Genomic DNA, 21448 nt, shown 5'->3' on the forward strand with positions numbered 1-21448 from the left:
GCGCGGAAGCCGCCGGCTTTTTTCTTTTTAAATTTCTTTTCCGTTTTCTTTTTCCTTTAAGAGATATTTTTACTGTTTGGGCATGAACTAGAGTTGGTAGCGTTAGATAATTTCTAAAAGATTCTATAAAAATTGTAAAAATGTCGATTTATAGTATATCTAGCATTTCTCGAAAAAAATGATTTTCTATTCTTGCTTCGTTCATAAGTTCACCAAAGGAAGTGTATTTTTTCCCTTGAAATCGTTCACCAAATAAAATTAAATCATTACCATTATCATCTCGGTCGTATGTCAGATTGTAATTTTTTCCATTATATGTGAATTCAAATTCGCGTTTTGTATTAATCATAAAAATCAAATCATCTTTAGTCATAGAATCTCCTGAAAGGAAGTGCAAAAAATCGGTTTGTAAAAGAGGAATTTATCCATTTATGCTAAGAAAGTTTTGAACAATAAAATCGAGAATTATTCATCATTTTTCAAATTTTTCGCATATTTTAGCGGCTACTTTTTCTCCATCCATAGCAGATGATCCAATTCCACCTGAATAGCCAGAACCTTCACCACAAGGATAGAGATTTTTAATACCGATACATTCAAGGTCTTCTTTGTTTCGCAAAATTCGGACTGGTGTACTTGTGCGAGTTTCGCTTGCAATAAGCAGTGCATCGTCACAGACAAAGCCATGCATATTTTTATCAAAGTCCTTAAAAGCCTGCTCAAGACGAGAACAAATTTCTTTTGGGAGCCATTGGTCGAGACGACTTGCAACTAGTCCCGGTTTGTAGCTTGATTCACCTAAATCGGTTGAATCTTTGTGCTTTAAGAAATCAGTAAGTTTTTGTGCAGGTGCAAACTGACTGTTAGTTTGACGGAAAGTTTCTTCTTCGAGCCAGGTTCGCCAATAAAGACCTGACAAAGCCGGGCATCCGTCTTCCGTTGCTTTTTTCTGAAATTCATAAGGAATATCTTCTGGCCTTGTTTCAACAACAATTGCGGCGTTGCTCCATTGACTGTTTCTGCCTGAAGCAGACATTCCGTTGATAACAATTTGATTTTCTGCCGTTGCACAGGGAACAACAAAGCCTCCTGGGCACATGCAAAAACTGTAAACACCTCGCTCTTCAACTTGAGTTGTGAGACGATATTCAGCGGCTTGCGGCATGGATTTTCCATGAAACTGGATGGAATCGATAAGGCTTCTTGGATGTTCAACCCGCACTCCTACTGCGAATGTTTTTGCTTCAAGTGAAGAAGGAGAAATTTTCGCTATCATTTTGTAAATGTCTGGAGCTGAATGCCCTGTAGCCAAAATGACGGCTTCTGCTGTTATAGAAGAATTTTCGCTAGTTTTGAGATTTTTTGTTCGGATTCCTTTGATTACGGTTTCCTGCGATGAGGAAATCTTTTCCACGATTAAATCTGTGCACAAGGTATCGAACTTAAATTCACCGCCAAGTTCGATGATTTTATTTCGCATCCCGCTGATGATGCCAGGTAACTTATCTGTGCCGATGTGCGGATGTGCATCGGTCATGATTTTTTCGCTTGCACCGAATTCTACGAAAATTCTGTAAATTTTACCGATATCGCCCCGTTTGTTGCTTCGTGTGTAAAGTTTTCCATCGGAGAAAGTTCCGGCTCCACCTTCGCCGAAGCAAAAATTTGATTCGGCATTGAGCTTTCCTTCTTTTTCGAGAGCGTCAACATCTTTTTTTCGCTCATCAGTGCAGGACCCGCGTTCAATCAGAATTGGCTTGATGCCTTTTTCGAGCAGTCTGAAAGCTGCATATAATCCTGCTGGCCCCGTTCCAATGATTAGAACAGTATGTTTGCCGTCTGCTTTTTTCCAGACCGGTAAGAATTCTCCGTCACCATTTGGCTCTTCACCAATGTAAACTTTATATCTGAGAATAAGTTTTATTTGGGCATGTCGTGCATCAATCGATTTTTTTATAAAAACTGAGATAATTTCTTCTTTTTTTGCGGAAATGCCCTTTTTTGCAAGAGCACGCATGATTTCTGAGTCGATAATTGCTTTGTTTTTTTCATCGCCCGGTTTAATTGTAATTGAAATATCTGTGGTCATTAGCCAAATATTATAGTGCATTTTCTGTCAGTTCGCTAGCTTTTTATATTTCTTTTGAAAGTGTTGAGTAAATTCAAAGATTCGTGCAAAATATAGAGATTATGTTTGATTGTTTTCTTGCTCAGTTGCTTGCGTTGACAATGATTTTTTTCTGTTCATCGCGTTTTTTTTTCATTAAAGATGCCCGGCTTGATTCATTTGTTGTTTTTGCTCCTCTTTCCTTTGCAATCTCAATTCTGATTTTATTCTGCTTTGATTTTTCTGTTTTCAGTTTTGCAATTTTTGTCCTTTCGCTTCTTGTTTTTTTTACGAATTTCCGTGCTGTTTTGCGTTTGTCCGACAAGCTGATTGTTGATAATTACAGTGCGATTTTTATCATTTTTTCTATTATAGAGTTGATTTTGACAATTCTCCTGCTTGCGGCCTTGATTTTCTTTAGGCCTGTAAAGTATTCGGAAAAGGATTTTGGCGTAACAAAGACCCAATATTCTCTTACGGGCGCTGCTTCAAATCTTCAAATTCGCGAAAAGTATTTGAAAGGCGGCCGTTTTTCTGGAAATCTTTTTGTTTATGAGCCTGAGGTTAATGATGAAATAACAGCTGAAATATATTCAGAAAATCCAGTTTTGCTTTTTGTCAGTGGAATTCGGGCTGGCGTAAAAGATTACGAACCTTATCTTATGCTTTTGTCGCAGAAAGGTTATAAAGTTCTTGCCGCCGATTTGTATGCTCCGGATTTCAATCTTCTTTCCCCAAAATTTGAGAATAAATTTATAAAGGAATTGGTTGAATCAAAATTTTTGAGGAAATTTGCTGCAATCAGTTATGAAAAGGAAAAGCCTGCTGAATTTGAAAAAATCATTGCCGCTGAAAAGACTCTTGCTACAAAAAAATACTCTGCGCTAACGAAACTTGCACTAGAATTTTTGGGCGATGACAAAAAATTTATCTATATTGTTGATAATGTTGATTTTGATTCGATTTATGCGGTAATTGATAAATTTAATACTGAGCCATATTCAAATGCAAAAGGTTTTGTTTCAATGAACCGGGTTGATGAATATAAGACGAGTGGTTACGGTTTTATTGAGCAGACTGATGTTCTTCTTGCGCATCAAAAAGGAATTGAGCGTGAAAATAAATTCTTTATTGCCCGATATGTTGCAAACAAGACGATAAAGGCAATAACTGAAAAATAGCTTGCGAGCGTGCCTCTGGTATGTTTGTAGAGCATTGAGTTTTCATAGGAGATTTGTATGACTTTGACAGAATTAAACCGATATTTCAATTCGTTTCTTCATAAAGAAGATTATGATTCTGATGTTTCACTCAATGGAATTCAGATTTCTAATTCTATGCCAGACGAAAAGCAGATTACAAAGGTGGCTTTTGCAGTTGATGCATGCGAAGCGAGTGCAATCAAAGCTGCAGAAGCCGGTGCTCAGGTGCTTTTTGTTCATCACGGACTTTTCTGGGGGCACTGCGAAACGATTACTGGAATTCATTACAAAAGAGTTGCACCATTCATCAAAAATGACCTGGCTTTAATTGCTTATCATATTCCGCTTGATGCGAATGAATTTGTCGGAAACAATTTTGGTCTGGCAAGGCGAATCGGACTTGAAAAGGTTCGTCCTTTTGGAAAATGGCGTGGAATGACTTTGGGGGCTTTGGGAGAACTTCCTGAAGAACTTACAATTGAGGAACTTGAAAAAAAACTTTTCCCAAACGGAGAAAAGGCGGCGCACATTCTGCCATTCGGAAAAAAATTGATTAAAAAGGTCGCGATTATTTCTGGAGGGGCAGGTGATGATTTTGATCAGGCTGCTAAAATCGGTGCGGATGTATACATTACTGGCGAAATCGGGCACGCTGATTTTCATGGCATCGAAGAATCTGGAATTAATGTGATTGCGGGCGGGCACTATCAGACGGAAACGGTTGGTGTTCAGCTTGTGCAAAAACGCCTTGAAGAAGATAAAGGGCTTGAAACTGTATTTATCGACATTCCTACCAATTTATGATATACTTACAAAATATTTTTCGGGTTCTGCATTTAATTATTACTCCATTGTACCCGATATAATTAAAAAAGGTAGATTATGTCAGATAATACAATAGAAGTTTCATTCAAGCCAAAATATTTTACTGCAAAAAAACTGATTCCTCTCATACTTGTGCTGCTGGTTCTTGCTTTAGATCAACTTACGAAGCTCATCGTAACCGATACAATTCCTCTCTATGGTATGGGTGGCTCATTCTTTAACGGTGCATTACGAATCATTCATGTGAACAATCCTGGAATTGCGTTCAGCATTGGTCAGGGATGGAGCCTTGCAGTGCGTGGTGTGCTTTTCCGTATTATTCCGCTGCTTGTTATTCTTGTCGTGCTCGGCGTATACATGCGAAATGATGATTTCTCGCAGCTTCAGAGATGGAGCATTGCAGGTATTGTTGGCGGCGGATTTGGCAATCTGATTGACAGATTTTTCCGCTCTGAAGGTGTTGTTGATTTCATCGATGTAAAATGGTTCGGAATTTCAAATTCTCCGTTTAAATTTTTACGCTGGGAAAGATGGCCTACTTTTAATATTGCTGATTCTGCTGTCGTCGTTTGTGGAATCCTATTGATTATTTCTTTCGGAATCGCAATGAAAAGGGCAAAAAATGCTGAGGCGGCTGAGTAATGACAATCAAAGAAAGAACTTTTTTGTTTAATATTGCTGTAATTCTTTACAATATCATACTTGGATTGATAATCGAAGCAGTTCTGCTGATTGCGCTCTTGTTTTTCCTTGCAGAGCATCCGAATCTTTCAGAAAGTATTTTCAGTCAGATTGCCTTACCGGTCTTGCTTTTGATTGGCCTGATTGCTGCAATGGCGATTTCTGTGCACACTGTTGGCTGGGCAATCCGAAAATTTCATCTTGAAGATAAACTTGACCCAAAAGTTGTAAGCCGATACCAGAAAAAGCTGTAAATAACAAAAAACCCCGCTTGATGAAGCGGGGCATTTTTTAAGCCTGAAGAGCAGTAACTGCTACTGTGTCAACGATTTCTTCGACATTGCATCCGCGGCTCAAATCATTGAGTGGTTTTGCAAAACCCTGGCAGATTGGGCCGATTGCCTTCCAGCCGCCCATTCGTGCTGCAATCTTGTAGCCGATGTTGCCTGCGTTAATGTTCGGGAAGATGAATGTGTTTGCGTGTCCAGCGACCGGGCTACCTGGAGCTTTGAGTTCGCCAACTTCAGGAGCGATTGCTGCGTCAAACTGGAATTCACCGTCCAAAGCCAAATTCGGAGCCTTTTCATGAGCGATGATTGTTGCTCGAGAGACTTTGCCGACTGTATCGCCGTCTTTTGGATCAGCACCGCTTCCCTTTGTTGAGAATGAAAGCATTGCAACTTTTGGTTCGATTCCGCCGATGACTTTTGCTGTGTTAGCAGAAGCGATTGCAATGTCAGCGAGCTGTTCTTCGGTTGGGTTGATGTTTATTGCACAGTCACCGAAAACTGCGATTCCATTTGGAAGATATTTGTTTGTTCCTTCACCTGTAACCATGATGAAGCAAGAAGATACTGTGCTTACTCCAGGAGCTGTTTTAATTACCTGCAATCCTGGGCGGAGTGTGTTTGCTGTTGAGTGACATGCTCCAGAAACGAAACCGTCAGCGTCTCCAGCCTTCAAAATGAGGGCGCCGTACATGGTGTAATCTTTGAGAGCGGCAGCTTTAGCAGCAGCAACATCTGCATATTCTGGCAGGCCAGTTTTTTTGTTGAGTTTGCCTTCGCGTGCTTTGTACAGAATTTCTGCATATTTGTCGGCATTTGGGTCAGTTGTCGGGTCAACGATGTTAACACCGCTCATGTCAAAACCGAATTTTTCGATTTCTGCCTTGTTGCCAAGAAGGGTGATTTTTGCGATGCCCTCTTTTACGATGACAGAAGCAGCCTCTACGACACGCTTGTCCTCACCTTCACAAAGAACGATAGTCTTGCCGGCAGCTTTTGCTTTGGCACGAAGTTCTTTTACAAAATCCATAATTTTGCCTCGATATATATATAAAATTATTGACGATTATATTGTAGTCTTTTTACACAGAGAATCAATTAAAAATTCCAACATTTTTTTGTCTATTTTGTACCAATCCCAATTTGGTCAGGATTAATATCCGTCAGACATGGCTCGGTTCAAATCACGCTGATAAAGCTCTGCGTATACAGGACTTCGCATCTTGAGGTCTTCTTTTTTCTGCTGATTGAACGGAACGAAACGCCAGAATACGGCACGAAGTTCTTTGTCCATTCGCTGAATACCGTTAACTTCTTTTGTCATCCAAAGAACATAATCGGCGATGAAGTAAGATTTGAGGTCACCCTTGAGCTTCTGGCGTTCAATCCACTGATAGTACTGACCTGTGAGGCCTTCTTCCATCCAGTAGTAGCTTGCCTTTTCTTTTGCAACCTGCCAGCGCAAATCAGCAACGGCCATGAGGATGGCAATTTTGAGATCACGCGGATACATCGGAATAACGATACGACCACGGCTTGTGACACGATTATAACGATCGAACGGTTCCCAACAGAAACCGAAATCACCATAAGTTGGGAGGCAAAGTACATAAGGAACGATTCTGTTCTTCATGTTCTTGTGGACTCGGACGAAACATTCAGGGTCATTGTCTTCGACCCATTTGAGGATGCTCAGAACATTTTCGCGGAAACCTGTGAGACGAGGCACACAATGGTAGAATTCCCGCGTAAAAATCGGGAACTGATTACCCTGACGGCCACAAGTCATTTTTGCCATCTGGCGGACAGTCTGGAACTCAATCATGAGGTCGCCTGTGCTGACTTCCATTGCTTCTGGCTGACCTGTGAGTTTGTCATCGAGTGAACGGCCGATTGCTTTTGCTTCTTCAAATTCTTTTATGTAGTTTGAAAGATCTTTGTCAATTTTCTGCAATGCCCGAAGCTTTTCTTGAATTTCGCCGAAAAGACGCTTTTGTGCTTCGGAATAAGGCTGTTTGTGTGGTTCAAGACCGAGCATAGGATTGTGCTCACAAAGTGAAGTGATTCTGTTTTTGAGCTCATTTTCAACCATAAGGCGCTCAGATTCTTTTGAATTCAAAAGACTCTCTGCGTTCTGCAATTTTCCTTCATTTTTGCTTTTAAGCTGTTGAATTCGCTGAGTTTCGGCAGCCGGGTCATTTTTGCGTGGAGTGCGGGCTTCATCTGTGGCTGAAAGATTGAGCCTTCCTGAAGCGATTTCTTTGAACCATTCGTCCATGTAGAAAACCGGTTCGCCGCTGGTATTTTCGAGGAATACAGATGAGAAAAGCTGTTTTTGTTCCGGAGTGAAAAGGGAAGGCAGTACAACGCCAAATCGGAGCAACATTCGTTTTGGTTTTTCGAGATTGTAGTCGCCAGCTTTCTGGCACATGACTCGAATCAGCTCCCACCATGAAGTAACGAGCTGCTGACGATATACAGTGCGGTCTTTTGGGTCCTGACAGGTGAGGTATTTTGAGAGAATTTTGTGGACTCGTTGTGCCTGTTCGCCTTCGCCACCAAGTGCGGTCTTATAATAAGAAGAGTCATCAAAAATGTGATGGGGTTCATCAGAATAAAATTTTGTAATTTCCTGAAAGCCGTGCTGAGACAAATCGACTTTATGAGCTGATGTTGAAGCAGGTTCGTTGTGTGCTGGTTCTGGTTCATCAGAAACATCCTTGAAAGATGGTAACTCACTTGGTCCTATGTCAGCTTCTGTTTCGGCAAGCAAAGCCGCAATGGTTGGATCCAAATCTTGATCTGTCATTCTATCTCATCCTCAAAAATAAAAGTGTATACATAAAATTATAACATGATAGTGTTTTTTTTTCACGAGAAATTTTCAAATATGAGAGAAGATTGCCGAGTCAAAGCGAACGCGGTATGATAGACTAGAATTATGACGACTAAAGAAAAAGTTCTTTCAGCTCTTGCATCTCTCAAAAATGGTGATTTTATCTCTGGTGAAGAGTTTGCCGTGACTTGTTCTGTTTCGCGCACGGCTATTTGGAAAGCAATTCGTTCGCTTGAAGAATCTGGGTATAAAATCGAAGCTGTTACAAATCGAGGATACCGGCTTGTCTCCAAACCTGATAATCTTGATGCCACAGAAATTTCACGAATTATAAAGGATTCCTGTGAAAAAATCGTGAAAATCTTTCTTTTTGACACAATTGATTCTACAAATTCTGAAGCGAAACGAATTGCTGTTGAAGCCGGTGCATTTAGGGATGCAAAAGGGAACTTGACTGCGGGCGGTGAATCTGCAAATCTCTCTCTCTTTGCTGCTGAATCGCAAACAGGGGGGAAAGGTCGTTTGGGCAGAAGTTTCATTTCACCAAAGGAGACAGGTGTTTACTTTTCTCTATTATATTCACCGAAAAATGGCGTAAAAAATCCTGCATTGTACACGGCGGCGGCGGCACTTGCGGTCGTGAAATCAATTTCAAAGCTTTATGGCGAAGATGCTCAGATAAAATGGGTGAATGATGTTTTTCTTGCTGAAAAAAAGGTTTGCGGAATTCTGGTTGAGGGAATCGCAAATTTTGAGACAGGTAACATTGATGCGGCCGTAGTTGGAATCGGAATCAATATAAGGCAAAATAAAAATCTGAGCGGGGATATTGCAAAAATCGTCGGAAGCATAGAAGAAGCAAAACTTGCCCATAACAAAATTTTTGAAGCCAGAACAAAAAATGAGCTCATTGCGGAGGTTGTGTCAAATCTTCTCGGTTTTTATGAAAAATTTGAAAATGATGATGAAAATGCGATAAAAGACCTTGTTTCGGAATATCGTGCAAAATCAATGCTGATTGGCAAAACTGTCACCGTCAATCCTGTTGCCGGAAGTGATTTTGAAAGCTACCGTGCGAAAGTAAAATCAATAAGCGACGAAATGAAACTTGTTGTTGAGAATGAGGCTGGAGAGATAAAAGAATTGAGTTCCGGGGAAGTCAGCCTGCACTCTTACGATTTTGCCAGCGCGTAAGAATCTATCTTATATCCTTGATTTGTGTTATACTCTTAAAATGCAAAAATTGAAGATTGTTTATGCCGGTTCTCCATTGGCTTCGGCTATTGTTTTAAAAAGCCTTATTTCTTCTCAGGATGAGTGCAATTTTTCTATTGTGGGCGTTCTTACTAATCCACCTTCTATACGCGGCCGCCATTCTGATTTGATTCCGACAGAAGTTGCGGCTCTTGCTCGTGCAAATAATATTCCTGTTTTTGAATTTGACCATTTGCTTGCTGAATCTCGTGAGGCAATTGCTCCGCTTGGAGCTGATTTGCTCGTATCTTTTGATTATGGCCGTATTTTTGGTGAGAAATTCCTTGCGCTCTTCCCGCTCGGAGGCATAAATCTTCATCCTTCACTTTTGCCGAAATACCGTGGTTGCACACCTGTTCCTGCGGCTATTCTTAACGGTGACAAAACGCTTGGAATCACGGTACAGTGCCTTGCTCTTCAGATGGACGAAGGAGATATTCTTGCCCAGGAAGAAATTCCTCTTGATGGCACGGAAACAACGCTTTCCCTTATGGACGGTGACGGTCAGACAAGCCCGGTTACAGAAGCTGGTGCCAGACTCCTCAAAAAGGTCCTTAAAGAAGCGGCGAATTCGGATTCTGAACTTCTTGGAAAAAAACAGTCTGGTGAAACAAGTTATACGCCTTTCCTCAAAAAAGAGGACGGCATAATTGACTGGAATAAACCGGCTGATGAAATTGAACGGAAAATTCGTGCTTACACGCCATATCCTTTATGCTTTACGGCACTAGGCGGTGTAAAACTTTCTATATTAAAGGCAAAAAAATCAGATGCAAAAACGGCAGAAAAGCCCGGAACGGTCCTTCCATATCAAAAATCTGTGGGAATCGAAATCGCCTGTGGAGACGGTTCAATTCTCGTGGCTACAGAGCTTCAATGGGAGAAAAAAAAGGCGATGGATTACAAATCATTTATCAATGGTGCTAGAAATTTTGTTGGTTCTGTATTAGAGTAGTACGACTTGGAAAACGAAATGAAACTTATTGAAAAAATAAAAACGAACGGTGAGGAAATACTTTCAGACCTCAATCATGGCAAAAAATCTTTTCTGGTGGTTGTGATTTTTACCTTAATCCTTATGTTTTTGATTTGCTGGATTACTTTTTTTGCGACTGTGCGCGGGCCTGAACAGGTCATGGTTCCAGATGTTGAAGGTAAGGAACTCACAACAGCCCTTTTGGAATTGCAGGCAAAGGAGCTTTATCCGAAAATTCAGCTCAAGTATACAGATAATCCTGATGATGCAGGTAAAATCCTCAATCAAAATCCTGAGAGCGGTTCAATCGTTAAGGCAGGCCGAAGAATCAGCCTTACTGTCAGCCGTGGCGTAATTCTTGATCATGTAGAAAATTATATCGGTCAGAATTTCGATGATGTAAAAATCAACCTTCAGACGATGTTTACTGGTTCAACTCGGCCACTTATCGTTCTTGCTGAACCGAGTTACAAGGCTGATCAGAGTGATGCCGGCACGATTCTTGCACAGGAGCCGCCGGAAGGAACAATCATTTCTAATCCGGTTACTGTAAAATTGATTGTCAGCCGTGGTCCAACTTACGAAAATACAAAGATTCCAAACATCACTGGGCTTACAGTTGAAAAGCTCATCCAGACGCTTTCTACTGCTAAAGTTGTATTTGATTTTACGACTCATGTAGCAGTTGGTGATGAAAAAGAAGGAATTGTTACGGGGCAGGATACAAGCGAGAGTCAGTATGTACCGAACTATTCAAGGACTGGTGCAGAGATTTCTCTTCCTCAAAAACAGGATGATGGTAAAATTATGGGATTGTTCGTTGCTCAGCTGCCGGTTTATCCTTATGCAGTTGAAATGACGCTTGAATCTTCAAAAAATGGTATTCGTGATACAATCGTAACGCTCAGACATACGGGCGGAAATGTAACGATTCCGTATATTGCGGAAAAAGAAAGTGAGCTGATTCTTTCTATTGCGGGAAGAGTCGTGGCACGCCAGACAGTTGAATAATACAGGAATAACAAATGATACTAAGCATAATTAATTTCGCCGGAAGTTTGTGTTTTTTGCTCTATGGTATGAAGCTTATGAGCGACGGAATTCAGAAGAGTGCTGGTCAAAAATTGCAGGCAGCCCTTGCATTTATGACCGGGAATCGCTTCGTCGGACTTCTGACGGGATGTATCCTCACGATGATTATTCAGTCGTCGGGAGCCACCACGGTTATGCTTGTCAGCTTCGTAAATGCGGGGCTGGTTTCGGTCGTGCAGGGTATCGGCGTAATCTTTGGTGCGAACATCGGTACAACGGTCACGGGCTGGATTGTTGCTCTTGGTTCAAGTTTTGAAATCAAGGATTATGCAATTCCAATCTTCGGTCTTGGCTATCTTTTCTATATATTAAAACGATTTAAATCAAAAGAAGGCTTCTGGCTTGCAATTATGGGCTTCGGCCTTCTCTTCTTCGGTCTTGGCGGACTTTCAGATTTTTTTGCAGAACAAAGAGTAAAATCCTTCGTAATCGATTTCATTAATCTTGTAAATAATTTCGGTATAATCAGCTATGCAATCGGGCTTTTGATTGGAATCTTGCTGACTGCATTGATTCATTCTTCTTCGGCAATGTCTGCAATCGTAATTGGTATGGCAGTGGCAATGTCAAAAGAGGGCAATGCCAGCATTGAAGAATTAAATGAATTCTGGCGTTTCGGTGCAGTAATGATCATCGGAAGTTCGGTCGGTTCAACTGTTGACGCAATTCTGGCCGCAATCGGTGCTAACGCTAATGCAAAACGCACGGCGGCAGTTCATGTTCTTTTCAATGTCGCAACTGTCATTATCGTCCTTTTGGTTTTCAAGCCTTTTATGGCATTTGTAGAGCTTGTTTCTCCGGGTCACAATATCGTTTTCAGAATCGCAATGCTCAACACCGTATTTAAAGTAATGGGAACGGTGATTTTCATTCCTTTTGTTAATCAAATCGCAAAATTTGTCAGCATTATCATTAAGGACGACAAAGAAAGCGAAATCAATGTTTACAAGCTCGAATTTAACGAGCGAATGGCAATCGAATCTCCTGAAGGTTGTGTATTCCGTGCGCAGAACGAAGTTAAGCTCTTTTCAGAAAAGGTCGCACAGATGTTTGATGAGCTTCAAACAGGATTCGCTGATTTTAAGCCAGATTTTACTGAAAACGGTTACAAAACAATCGTCGAAATTGAAGATTATTGTGATCAGATGAACGAGCAGCTTACACAATATCTTGTTCGTTGTACGCACTTGCATTTGAGTAACGAGGCAAAAGATAATGCCGCACTTATGATGCAGCTTATTGCTGAAATGGAAGCTATGGCCGACGGTTGTCTGAACATCGCTTATCAGCTCAAAAAGGCAATAGAAAAAGAAATGACTTTCAATAAAGAGGATTTCGACAGACTGTTGCCGTACTTTGAGCTTGCAAGACAGCTTATGTATTTCATTTACAAGAATGTGGCAAGAATTCAGCGTCTTACACCAGAGCAGTTTGAATTTGCAAGTGAACTTGAGCAGCAGATTGATGATGAGCGCAAGGAACTCAAGCGAATCGCAAGAAAGCGTCTTGAAGGCGGAAGCGATGTCCGCTCTGAGCTTCTTTACATGGATATTATCCGTCAGATTGAGAAAATTGGTGACCGCTGTTTCGACGCCGCTGGTGATTTGAGATAATCAGCACTTTCCTAAAAATTTGCGATGTTTCAAATCCTTTGATATAATAGCAACTGCTAACAAAGGGAGATTTTGATATGTACGAAAGTGGTGAAGATTATCTTGAAGCGATTCTGAGATTACAGTTAGAAAATGGATTTGTCCGCTCAGTTGATGTTGCTAATAGGCTTGCTGTTTCAAGACCAAGTGTTAGCCGTGCGATGAGTCTTCTTGAAAAGGACGGTTTTGTCGAATTCGGCATGGGAAATATGCTCAAACTGACCGAAAAGGGCAAGGCAAAGGCAGAGGATGTCTATAATCGTCACAAACTGCTTACTGTTTTCCTTCAGAAAATTACGGGGCTTCCAGAAGACCAGTGTGAAGAAAATGCCTGTCGTGTAGAGCATCAGATTGATGCTGATGTAGTTGCAGGCATTCAGAAGTGGGTTGATTCAAATCAATAGTCTTGTCTTGAGTTTAATTTCCTAAGTTGCGTTTTTGGATAAAATCAAGGGCTGAATCAGCTGCGATTTTACCGAAAATGCAGATGTCAGCTATTGCGTTGCCGCCGAGCCTTTCTGCGCCATGTACTCCGCCGGTCACTTCGCCAGCCGCGTAAAGGCCTGAAATCGGCAGCCCGTCTTTTCCTATTACCTGTGCATTTTCATTGATTTTTAAGCCGCCCATAGTGTGGTGAATGGCAGGTTCTACTTCAATGGCATAGAACGGAGCCTTTGCGATTTGCCTGTCCATACTGGCAGGATTTCGCTCAAAATCTGAGTCGAGTCTTTCTGTTACGAAATGATTGTATTTTTGAACGGTATGCTCAAGATTCGTTGCATCAATTTTAAGTTTTCCTGCAAGGTCCTTGAGCGATTTTGCTTCAATCATCCATTTGTTGCTTGCATAATCTTCGATTACAGCTAAGGATTCTCGTATTCCCTGATCAAAGAGGAGGTAAGCTGTTTTGCCAGGGCCTCTTAAAATTGCTGATGAAACAATGTCGCGCGTTTCCATTTCATTTACGAAGCGTTTTCCGTTTTTGTTGACGAGAATTGCCCCGTTTCCGCGAACGGATTCTGTAATCATGTAGCCTGTGCCTTTAACGACTGTCGGATGCGTTTGAATCAAATTCATTTGGATGAGTTCTGCATTGAATTTTTCGACCATTGGCAAAATGTCACCTGTGGCACCCGCATGATTTGTTGTCGCAAACCCTGCAAGAGAAGGCTGGTACAGACTGAGCAGTTCGGCATTTGCACCGAATCCGCCTGTCGCAATGATTACAGCCTTTGAATTGATTGTGTATTCATTTTCTTCGCATTTAACTTTTACACCGACGGCTTTACCGTTCATTTCAAGAATATCAATGACTTTATTGTTAAGCCGGATGTCAGCTCCCTGGGCTTGAGCCGATTTGCTCAAAAGTGGAACGAGGTGTGTACCGATTGCCGCTCCTCCCTTTGGTCTGTGAATCCGCTTGTTTGTTGCACCACCGAATGCACCGACATCAGTTAAATCTGCGCCAATTAGAGGTGACTGAAGCCATTCAACAATATCTGCTGATTCGTCAACGAGTTTGCGTACGAGAGTCGGATTATTGAGATATCTTCCGCCAGCCATTGTGTCGTTAAAGAAGACTTCTTTTGAATCCTTGATGCCAAGAGCGCGCTGTTCCTTTGTATATGCTGCGTTTATTCCACCCGTTGAAAAATTTGTGTTGCCGCCTACGATTCCCATTTTTTCGAGAACGATTACCCGTGCTCCTTTTGTGGCCGCTTCTGTTGCCGCTGTAAGACCTGCTCCGCCTGCCCCGATGATAACGATGTCACATTCAGTGTCGTGATAAATGAGCGATTTCTGTTTGTAGCCTTGTGAAGCCGCAATCGCCGCATCCAGTGCGTCAAGAATTCCGTGAGATGTGATTGTTGCGCCGCTTATTGTGTCGAGATTTGCAGTGCCGCCTTCTAGAATAAACTGTGATAAAATCTGAGATTTTGCTTCCTGCATGAATGCCGGGGTGTCGTTGCCTTTGATTATTTCTGCTTCTGTGATTTTGCCGCCAACGACATTGATTGAAACTTCGATGATTCCATTCCTGCCGCTGCCTTTCCCGATAAAAGTGCCGTCATGGAGATTTTTGATGCCCTTAGTGCATGAAGACATGCTGAGTAAAAAAAATGCAGTAGAACAAATACAAAGAAGTTTTTTAAAGCTCATTTTCTTGAGACCCCAGAAAACAATTTTGATTAGAGATGTTCGGAAAGCGTGGCAATTTTGTGACTAACTCTACACGAACAAATCAATTGATTTTATCAGCAAAAATTGAATTTGTAAAATCAATTGTAATCATTCACTTTTTAAGATAAAATGATTCCTATGTCTTATGAAGTAACCGCGACCCGTCGCAGACCACAGGCTTTTGAGGCTCTTGCTGGTCAGGAATTTGTTGCAGAAACGCTCAGAAATGCAATCCAATCACAGAAAATCGCACACGCTTATTTGTTTTCAGGCCCGCGTGGTTGCGGAAAGACTTCTACTGCCCGAATTCTGGCAAAGGCTCTCAACTGTGCGAATGGTCCCACGGCCACTCCATGCGGCAAATGTCAGCAGTGTCTCGAAATCACAAAAGGTGCCAGCACTGATGTAATTGAAATTGACGGTGCTTCAAATACTTCTGTAAACGATGTTCGTCAAATTAAAGATGAGGTTCTTTTTCCGCCTCAGAGTTCACGCTACAAGATTTACATTATCGACGAGGTTCATATGCTTTCGACCTCGGCTTTCAATGCACTCTTAAAGACAATCGAAGAACCGCCTCCATACTGCATTTTCATCTTTGCGACCACAGAACTTCAGAAAGTGCCGGCTACAATCAAGTCGCGCTGTCAGCAGTTCAATTTCCGTCTCGTTCCGATTGAGCGGGTCAAACAGCTTCTTGCTGAAGCCGCTGCCGAAATCAACATCAAGGCTGATGACGAAGCTCTTTACTGGGTTGCTCGCGAGTCAACTGGCTCTGTGCGCGATGCTTACACGCTTTTTGATCAGGTCGCGGCATTCAGTGGTGACCACATCACTTATGACAAAATCCGTGACAAACTTGGTCTTGTTGGCGTTGACCGTCTGAACGCTGTTTTTGAAGATGCGGCTCAGAATAAAAGCCAGGAAGTACTTCTCAAAATCGATGAATTCTTGCAGAACGGCGTTTCAATCGAACAGTTTACTGTGAACTGCACTGATTATTTGCGTTCTCTTCTATTAATAAAGGCTGGAATCACAAAAGAAGCGTTGCTTGGACAATCTCGCGAAAGATTTTCTCCGATTGTTTTGCAGACATGGAATCCGATTCAGATTGAGCGTGCTCTTTCAATCCTTCTGCAACTTTACCGTGATATCCGCTATTCGCTTTCGCCTCGATACGAGCTGGAACTTGCTTTTTCACGATTGAGCTGGTTGAGTCAATATGTTTCTCCGAGCGAAGTTAAAAGAGCGATTGATGATGCGAAAAATCTTTTGATGCAGGGGGCAAAACTCTCTGGTACCGAGCAGAACCGTCAAAATCCGCCGTCTGCTGCCATGCCGAACGCACAGGAACGGCAATTTATCCAGATGCCGCCAAATTCTGCTCAACAAAGTAGCCCTGCACAGAATTCTCAAAGTCAAAATCCTGCAGCACCACAAACTCAGGCTTCAAATCCTTATTTAAACAGGGTGATTACAAATGTGCCTGGAGATGCAGAACCAAAAGCCGCTCCCCGAAACATTTTTGCTCCACCGCCAGAAAATCCTGCACCGGCAATGAGCACTGGAGCAGCACAATTTTCTCCGCCACCGGCACAGTCAGTACCGACTGCTGCAGCACAATTTTCTCCTCAGGCAGAACAGGATGTTCCGGCTGATTTTACCGAAGATTTTGCACCGCCGGATCCGACACCGCAATCTTTTAGTCAGGGCGGCGCTGTACCGCCTCAACAAACAGCGGCACAGACAGAAAGCGATTTCCGTGAACTAGCAATCAAAGAAATTTCGATGCGAGACCCGATGCTTGCAAGTTCTTTATATCAGACTGGTGCATGGATTAAAAACGGAAATGTGTTCTCAACTCAGGTTAGTTCCGGCTATCTTAAAATGCAGATTGACTCTCACATACGAGACATAAATTCGTACCTGTCTTCAATTCTTGGGCAGCAGGTGAGCTTTCAGGTTGCGTTAAAGCAGGTCGTTAATGTTCCGGTTGAGCAGAATGCGCCCGTACAGGTTAAGATTCTTTGTGATTTGTTTAAAGGTCAGATTGTAGGTCACTCAAAGAAGACCGAGCAGGAAATCGCCGCCGAAGCAGCACAACTTAATGCCGAAAAAGCAGCTGTTGTAAGCGGTGGTGAAGAAGATGAAGAGTAGAGGCGTTTTGAAAGCATAATCGCAAAGTAAGCACATATTCCGCCTCCACCCCTCATCTGATTTTTTGTTAAATTTTTCTAGAGAGAACTTGCCGCCTCATGAACATCTTTTCCGCCTTCAAGACGCTCAATTTCAGCATGAAGGAAATCAAGCCATTTTGTAGGTCGGAATACCGGACTTGTGATGAACACATCTTTATCTCCGCGACCGCTCATGTTGATTATGATTGCTTGGTCGCTTGGAATTTCTTTTGCAAGTTTAATTGCGGCCGCTCCTGCATGCGCTGATTCGAGCGCGAACAGAATGCCTTCATTTTTTGCGAAGAAACTGACTGCTTTAAGAGCATCCTCATCGAGAACCGAAGTGAATTCAACACGACCGCTGCGACCGAGGGCTGCAAGCTGAGGGCCAATTCCGCAATAGTCAAGACCTGCTGAAATGCTTCGTGTTGGCAATGCCTGACCGTCTTCATCGAGCAGGAATCGGCTTTTATAACCCTGCATGATTCCGTCACGGGCGGCATTTCCTGTCATACGGCTTGCGTTTTCACCGACATTAGGCCCGATTCCACCGGCTTCTGCACCAATCAATCGTGGTTCTTTTTCGTTTATGAATGGTTCGAAAAATCCGATTGAATTAGATCCACCGCCAACACAGGCAACCATTGCTCCGATTTTGATTCCTCGTTCTGAGGCCTGTCTTTTGACTTCGCGGCCAATTACGCTCTGAAATTCGCGAACGATGTCCGGGAAAGGAGCAGGGCCGAGTGCCGAGCCAAGAACATAATGCGTTGTGTCAGGATTTGCGGCCCAGTCGCGCATTGCTTCATTTACAGCGTCTTTGAGAGTGCGGCTTCCGCTTGTGACCGGATGAACTTTTGCGCCGTACAGTTCCATTGCGGCAACATTCGGCTGCTGGCGTCGGACATCAACTTCGCCCATGTAAATTGTGCAGTCGAGGCCAAGTTTTGCACATGCAGCTGCCGTTGCAAGACCGTGCTGACCGGCTCCTGTTTCTGCGATGATTCGCTTTTTACCCATGCGTTTTGCGAGCAGACACTGACCAATCGCATTGTTGATTTTGTGCGCTCCTGTATTTGCAAGTCCTTCAAGTTTGATGTAAATCTGTGCGCCACCGAGCAATTTTGTTGCTGTTGGTGCGAAATAAAGAGGCGTTTCGCGACCGATATAGTCACGGCGAATGATTTCAAGTTCATCTGTAAAAGATTTGTCAGCCATTGCCTCTTTGAAAGCGACTTCTAGCTCGTCAAGCGGTCGGCGAAGCACTTCTGCGACATATTTTCCACCAAAACTATCAAAAAAACCGTTATTTGAATGTGTATCTTTCATTATGACCTGCCTTGGAAATTTATGTTACTATTTATAGAAACATACTACAGTAGAATGGATTTTTGGTCAAGCGTTTGAGTATTTTAATAGAAGAAAAGCGTATTTCGGACGGCAATAAGCTCCTTCGATTCCATTTTTTACCTTTCGCGCCGATAATTAAGCATGGACTATTTCTTTTTGTTTTTAGGCTCTGTGATTCTGATTTTTGCCCTTATGCTTTTTATGAAATTTAAGAAGATTCAGCAGAATTCCGACCAGAAACAAGGCTTGCGAACTCAAAAGAATGAGAATGGAACAGTTGATTTTGTAAGGTGCCCGCTGTGTTCAACTCCGCTTGCAAAAGGTGAGGATATGTTTTCGCGAATTTACCGGCCTATGAACACTCCTGATCAGCGAATGACCGTTCATGGCTGCCCGCACTGTTATCCGCGGCCAGAGCCGGGTGTAAAAAGAATCTGCCCGGTCTGTGGAAAAGATGTGCCTCTGGACGGAGAGTTGATTGCCCGCCTCTTTAACCGGACTGAAGGAAAAAAACATGTAATGATTACAGGCTGCAGCGTGTGTTATAAGGTTAGGAAATAACTGCTAATTGCTCACTGCTACCTTTTAAAACTTCATTCTGCCACGGAAACTTCTTGCGAGCGTGAGTCTGTCAGCATATTCCAAATCACCGCCTACAGGAAGACCGCTTGCGAGACGAGTGACGGTTACGCCTTCGACTTCGGAAAGCAGCCGCTGAATGTATAAAGCGGTCGTGTCGCCTTCGACAGTGGGATTTGTGGCAAGAATTACTTCTTTGATGGAGCCGTTTTTTACGCGTTCGAGAAGAGAAGCAATTCTAAGCTGATCCGGTCCGATTCCTTCGAGTGGGGCAATTACACCGCCAAGAACATGGAAAAGCCCAGAAAATTCGTGAGAAGATTCAATCGTTGCGACATCCTGTGGCTGCTCAACAACACAGATGATGCTCTGTTCTCGCATAGGATTTGAACAGATTGGACATGGATCGCTTTCAGTCCATGCACCGCAGATTGAACAGGCGTGAATCTTTTGCTGTAAAGTGGCAAGCTGATTTGCAAAACGCTCAACCCATGCCGAATCTGCCTTGAGAATATGATTTACGAGTCGGCCCGCTGATTTCTTTCCGATGCCGGGAAGCCGCGAGAAGGAGTCTGTAAGTTCATCGATTGCTGTCATTGCTTTGAAGCCTAAAATCCAAGCCCAGGGATGTTCATTCCGCCAAGACCGCCGAACATTTCACCCGACTTTTCTTTGTATTTTTCCTGAACCTTTTCAACAGCTGCATGATGAGCGGCTACAATCAAATCCTGAAGCATCTGTACATCACGCGGATCAACTGCAATCGGGTCAAGTTTTATGCCAGTCATTTCAAATTTGCCGTTAATTGTAACCTGAACGATGTTTCCGCCAGAAGAACCTGTCTCGCTGATTTTAGCGATTTCTTCTTTCATTGTATTCATCGTGCCTTCAAGATTTTTCAGATTTTTTACCATGTCAAATGGGTTCATTTTATTACTCCTGATTTACTGTTTCGTTTTCTGACTGTTCTGCTGGGGCGGTTTCATTCTGTTCTTCAACAGCAGTTGCTTCATCGCCTTCGCCGTCAATCATCATCTGAATCTGTTTAAGGAAAATCTTTAACTGACCGGCAGCTTCGCTTTCCGGGGCAGCATCGTAGGCCTTTTGGAAAAAGTCTTTTACCTTTTCGAATTCAGTGCTTCCGCTGCTTGCAAGAAGGTAGCCTGCTGTATAATATGCCATCTGTTTTTCTTCAGCAGTAAGGATTTTGTTTTTGGCAAGTTTTTCAAATTCTGCACAGGCTTTGTCAATCTGGCCGTCCATAAAAAATTCGCTTGCAGAAGTGTAGGCGAGGGAAATCAGATGATTTGAAGCTTTGCCGCTCTCATTTTTTTTATCAAGTGAAATGTACAACTTGCTGAGTGGTGCGAGCCTTGATGTTAATGCCGGGTCTGTTTTTTCGAAGATTTGATTGATTGCTTCGAGGCGTTGTTCTGTTGTGCCGTTTTTGGTTTTGGCAAGGAGTTCTTCAAATTCGGCGACATCGGGTTCTGCTTCGCCAAAAGTGATTCGTGCTGTATCGAGGTCGGCATTTTCGTCAAAAGCCAGGCGGCTCATGACATAGCCTTCTGAAGAAAGAATCATGAATCCGGGCATTTCTTTTGCGTCATAAAGTTCAAATATCTTCAGGTCTTTCTGAATGTTTTCCTGGTCGCTGTCATAGCGGGAATTTGAATAGTCGAGATTTACGAGAATGTATTTCTCTGTGTAGGTTTTGATGAAGTCAGGTGTGTTAAACAGATTTTCCTTGAGCTTTGAAGATTTTTTGTCGCCTTCATCATCGCTGAAGAACAGAAAAATTCGCTTTGCTTCAGATGAAGCTGCCTTTTTCGCGTCATCAAAATTTGTCAACCATGCTGAGGTGTCAATTTTATTTCCGCATGAAATAAGTGATGCTGTAAAAAGAATTGAAGCAAAGACTTTAAGAAGTTTTTTCATTTAATTTTCCTCTATTATAATGGTGCATTTTATCATAATTGGAGGATTTGTTAAACTGTCTGCAAAAAGCATGCTTCTTCAGTACTGTGTCAAAATGATACAGAGAATGGCTTCTTTTTAAGTGCTGTGTTTTTTTGATACAGTTATTTTGCGTAAGGGCATGGAGCTGCGCCGAAGGCGGCCGCTGGACCTTAGCGAACGAAGTGAGCGGGGGAAGCGGCTGGAGCGAAAGCGGAACTGCGGAACGCCCGACCCCATTTTTTTGTGTGCTCTGAAGAAAGAAAGTGCGGATTTGATGCAGTTTTAATGAT

Annotated in this window: 20 protein-coding genes; 11 read left to right on the forward strand and 9 right to left on the reverse strand. The window is 42.5% G+C overall.

Annotation, left to right across the window (positions count from 1 at the left end):
* Nucleotides 1-148: 148 nt before the first annotated feature.
* Both Q0Q74_RS07880 and Q0Q74_RS07885 read right to left on the reverse strand, forming a co-directional pair.
* Nucleotides 149-373: a hypothetical protein gene (locus Q0Q74_RS07880; RefSeq protein WP_294429807.1), complete on the reverse strand. Its 225-nt coding sequence runs from the start codon at nucleotides 371-373 to the stop codon at nucleotides 149-151.
* 99 nt (nucleotides 374-472) lie between these two features.
* On the reverse strand, nucleotides 473-2089 hold the full coding sequence (locus tag Q0Q74_RS07885; RefSeq protein ID WP_294429808.1) for an NAD(P)/FAD-dependent oxidoreductase: 1617 nt from the start codon (nucleotides 2087-2089) through the stop codon (nucleotides 473-475).
* Between the two features lie 101 nt (nucleotides 2090-2190).
* Between Q0Q74_RS07885 and Q0Q74_RS07890 the strand changes: the two genes are divergently transcribed.
* From Q0Q74_RS07890 to Q0Q74_RS07905, 4 genes are all read left to right on the forward strand, one after another.
* A complete protein-coding gene (locus Q0Q74_RS07890; RefSeq protein ID WP_294429809.1) occupies nucleotides 2191-3288 on the forward strand; it encodes a hypothetical protein in 1098 nt (365 codons plus the stop codon).
* 57 nt (nucleotides 3289-3345) lie between these two features.
* Nucleotides 3346-4113, forward strand: a complete 768-nt coding sequence (locus tag Q0Q74_RS07895; RefSeq protein ID WP_294429810.1) for a Nif3-like dinuclear metal center hexameric protein — start codon at nucleotides 3346-3348, stop codon at nucleotides 4111-4113.
* Between the two features lie 78 nt (nucleotides 4114-4191).
* Nucleotides 4192-4776: a signal peptidase II gene (lspA, locus tag Q0Q74_RS07900; protein WP_294429811.1), complete on the forward strand. Its 585-nt coding sequence runs from the start codon at nucleotides 4192-4194 to the stop codon at nucleotides 4774-4776.
* A complete protein-coding gene (locus tag Q0Q74_RS07905) occupies nucleotides 4776-5069 on the forward strand; it encodes a hypothetical protein (protein WP_294429812.1) in 294 nt (97 codons plus the stop codon). The genes lspA and Q0Q74_RS07905 overlap by 1 nt, the downstream gene beginning before the upstream one ends.
* Nucleotides 5070-5106: 37 nt before the next feature.
* On the opposite strand, the gene pta is transcribed toward Q0Q74_RS07905, so the two are convergent.
* Both pta and Q0Q74_RS07915 read right to left on the reverse strand, forming a co-directional pair.
* The gene (pta, locus tag Q0Q74_RS07910) at nucleotides 5107-6132 is read right to left on the reverse strand and encodes a phosphate acetyltransferase (protein ID WP_294429813.1); all 1026 of its coding nucleotides are present in this window, start codon (nucleotides 6130-6132) and stop codon (nucleotides 5107-5109) included.
* A gap of 123 nt (nucleotides 6133-6255) precedes the next feature.
* The gene (locus Q0Q74_RS07915) at nucleotides 6256-7911 is read right to left on the reverse strand and encodes a hypothetical protein (RefSeq protein ID WP_294429814.1); all 1656 of its coding nucleotides are present in this window, start codon (nucleotides 7909-7911) and stop codon (nucleotides 6256-6258) included.
* 132 nt (nucleotides 7912-8043) lie between these two features.
* Between Q0Q74_RS07915 and Q0Q74_RS07920 the strand changes: the two genes are divergently transcribed.
* From Q0Q74_RS07920 to Q0Q74_RS07940, 5 genes are all read left to right on the forward strand, one after another.
* On the forward strand, nucleotides 8044-9132 hold the full coding sequence (locus Q0Q74_RS07920; protein WP_294429815.1) for a biotin--[acetyl-CoA-carboxylase] ligase: 1089 nt from the start codon (nucleotides 8044-8046) through the stop codon (nucleotides 9130-9132).
* Between the two features lie 40 nt (nucleotides 9133-9172).
* The gene (fmt, locus tag Q0Q74_RS07925; RefSeq protein ID WP_294429816.1) at nucleotides 9173-10147 is read left to right on the forward strand and encodes a methionyl-tRNA formyltransferase; all 975 of its coding nucleotides are present in this window, start codon (nucleotides 9173-9175) and stop codon (nucleotides 10145-10147) included.
* Between the two features lie 18 nt (nucleotides 10148-10165).
* Nucleotides 10166-11179, forward strand: coding sequence for a PASTA domain-containing protein (locus Q0Q74_RS07930; RefSeq protein WP_294429817.1), 1014 nt, complete (start codon nucleotides 10166-10168; stop codon nucleotides 11177-11179).
* A gap of 14 nt (nucleotides 11180-11193) precedes the next feature.
* Nucleotides 11194-12873 carry a Na/Pi cotransporter family protein gene (locus Q0Q74_RS07935; RefSeq protein ID WP_294429818.1) on the forward strand — a complete coding sequence of 560 codons (1680 nt, stop codon included), beginning with the start codon at nucleotides 11194-11196 and terminating at the stop codon, nucleotides 12871-12873.
* Between the two features lie 77 nt (nucleotides 12874-12950).
* On the forward strand, nucleotides 12951-13316 hold the full coding sequence (locus tag Q0Q74_RS07940; protein WP_294429819.1) for a metal-dependent transcriptional regulator: 366 nt from the start codon (nucleotides 12951-12953) through the stop codon (nucleotides 13314-13316).
* A 13-nt stretch (nucleotides 13317-13329) separates the two neighbouring features.
* Here the strand turns inward: Q0Q74_RS07940 and Q0Q74_RS07945 are convergent, their stop codons facing one another.
* A complete protein-coding gene (locus tag Q0Q74_RS07945) occupies nucleotides 13330-15072 on the reverse strand; it encodes a flavocytochrome c (protein ID WP_294429821.1) in 1743 nt (580 codons plus the stop codon).
* A 159-nt stretch (nucleotides 15073-15231) separates the two neighbouring features.
* Here Q0Q74_RS07945 and dnaX point away from each other — a divergent pair, with 159 nt between their 5' ends.
* Nucleotides 15232-17250: a DNA polymerase III subunit gamma/tau gene (dnaX, locus tag Q0Q74_RS07950; RefSeq protein WP_294429822.1), complete on the forward strand. Its 2019-nt coding sequence runs from the start codon at nucleotides 15232-15234 to the stop codon at nucleotides 17248-17250.
* 77 nt (nucleotides 17251-17327) lie between these two features.
* Here the strand turns inward: dnaX and trpB are convergent, their stop codons facing one another.
* A complete protein-coding gene (trpB, locus tag Q0Q74_RS07955) occupies nucleotides 17328-18599 on the reverse strand; it encodes a tryptophan synthase subunit beta (protein ID WP_294429823.1) in 1272 nt (423 codons plus the stop codon).
* Nucleotides 18600-18761: 162 nt separating this feature from the next.
* Between trpB and Q0Q74_RS07960 the strand changes: the two genes are divergently transcribed.
* Entirely contained in the window at nucleotides 18762-19181 is a 420-nt protein-coding gene (locus Q0Q74_RS07960; RefSeq protein WP_294429824.1) for a hypothetical protein, read from the forward strand.
* Nucleotides 19182-19205: 24 nt separating this feature from the next.
* Here the strand turns inward: Q0Q74_RS07960 and recR are convergent, their stop codons facing one another.
* Genes recR through Q0Q74_RS07975 form a run of 3 tightly spaced genes read right to left on the reverse strand, consistent with a single transcriptional unit; the run spans nucleotide 19206 to nucleotide 21137 of the window.
* Nucleotides 19206-19796 (reverse strand): recombination mediator RecR, encoded by a 591-nt coding sequence (gene recR / locus Q0Q74_RS07965; RefSeq protein ID WP_294429825.1) that lies wholly within the window; start codon nucleotides 19794-19796, stop codon nucleotides 19206-19208.
* Nucleotides 19797-19807: 11 nt separating this feature from the next.
* Nucleotides 19808-20128: a YbaB/EbfC family nucleoid-associated protein gene (locus Q0Q74_RS07970; RefSeq protein ID WP_294429828.1), complete on the reverse strand. Its 321-nt coding sequence runs from the start codon at nucleotides 20126-20128 to the stop codon at nucleotides 19808-19810.
* A gap of 4 nt (nucleotides 20129-20132) precedes the next feature.
* Nucleotides 20133-21137, reverse strand: a complete 1005-nt coding sequence (locus tag Q0Q74_RS07975) for a thioredoxin family protein (RefSeq protein WP_294429830.1) — start codon at nucleotides 21135-21137, stop codon at nucleotides 20133-20135.
* Between the last annotated feature and the right edge of the window lie 311 nt (nucleotides 21138-21448).

Source organism: uncultured Treponema sp. (assembly GCF_946187725.1).
Taxonomy (GTDB): domain Bacteria; phylum Spirochaetota; class Spirochaetia; order Treponematales; family Treponemataceae; genus Treponema_D.

Coding starts and splice junctions, on each gene's coding strand:
- Q0Q74_RS07880 (WP_294429807.1), bottom strand. CDS start 373: ATGACTAAAGATGATTTGATTTTTATGATTAATACAAAACGCGAATTT.
- Q0Q74_RS07885 (WP_294429808.1), bottom strand. CDS start 2,089: ATGACCACAGATATTTCAATTACAATTAAACCGGGCGATGAAAAAAAC.
- Q0Q74_RS07890 (WP_294429809.1), top strand. CDS start 2,191: ATGTTTGATTGTTTTCTTGCTCAGTTGCTTGCGTTGACAATGATTTTT.
- Q0Q74_RS07895 (WP_294429810.1), top strand. CDS start 3,346: ATGACTTTGACAGAATTAAACCGATATTTCAATTCGTTTCTTCATAAA.
- lspA (WP_294429811.1), top strand. CDS start 4,192: ATGTCAGATAATACAATAGAAGTTTCATTCAAGCCAAAATATTTTACT.
- Q0Q74_RS07905 (WP_294429812.1), top strand. CDS start 4,776: ATGACAATCAAAGAAAGAACTTTTTTGTTTAATATTGCTGTAATTCTT.
- pta (WP_294429813.1), bottom strand. CDS start 6,132: ATGGATTTTGTAAAAGAACTTCGTGCCAAAGCAAAAGCTGCCGGCAAG.
- Q0Q74_RS07915 (WP_294429814.1), bottom strand. CDS start 7,911: ATGACAGATCAAGATTTGGATCCAACCATTGCGGCTTTGCTTGCCGAA.
- Q0Q74_RS07920 (WP_294429815.1), top strand. CDS start 8,044: ATGACGACTAAAGAAAAAGTTCTTTCAGCTCTTGCATCTCTCAAAAAT.
- fmt (WP_294429816.1), top strand. CDS start 9,173: ATGCAAAAATTGAAGATTGTTTATGCCGGTTCTCCATTGGCTTCGGCT.
- Q0Q74_RS07930 (WP_294429817.1), top strand. CDS start 10,166: ATGAAACTTATTGAAAAAATAAAAACGAACGGTGAGGAAATACTTTCA.
- Q0Q74_RS07935 (WP_294429818.1), top strand. CDS start 11,194: ATGATACTAAGCATAATTAATTTCGCCGGAAGTTTGTGTTTTTTGCTC.
- Q0Q74_RS07940 (WP_294429819.1), top strand. CDS start 12,951: ATGTACGAAAGTGGTGAAGATTATCTTGAAGCGATTCTGAGATTACAG.
- Q0Q74_RS07945 (WP_294429821.1), bottom strand. CDS start 15,072: ATGAGCTTTAAAAAACTTCTTTGTATTTGTTCTACTGCATTTTTTTTA.
- dnaX (WP_294429822.1), top strand. CDS start 15,232: ATGTCTTATGAAGTAACCGCGACCCGTCGCAGACCACAGGCTTTTGAG.
- trpB (WP_294429823.1), bottom strand. CDS start 18,599: ATGAAAGATACACATTCAAATAACGGTTTTTTTGATAGTTTTGGTGGA.
- Q0Q74_RS07960 (WP_294429824.1), top strand. CDS start 18,762: ATGGACTATTTCTTTTTGTTTTTAGGCTCTGTGATTCTGATTTTTGCC.
- recR (WP_294429825.1), bottom strand. CDS start 19,796: ATGACAGCAATCGATGAACTTACAGACTCCTTCTCGCGGCTTCCCGGC.
- Q0Q74_RS07970 (WP_294429828.1), bottom strand. CDS start 20,128: ATGAACCCATTTGACATGGTAAAAAATCTGAAAAATCTTGAAGGCACG.
- Q0Q74_RS07975 (WP_294429830.1), bottom strand. CDS start 21,137: ATGAAAAAACTTCTTAAAGTCTTTGCTTCAATTCTTTTTACAGCATCA.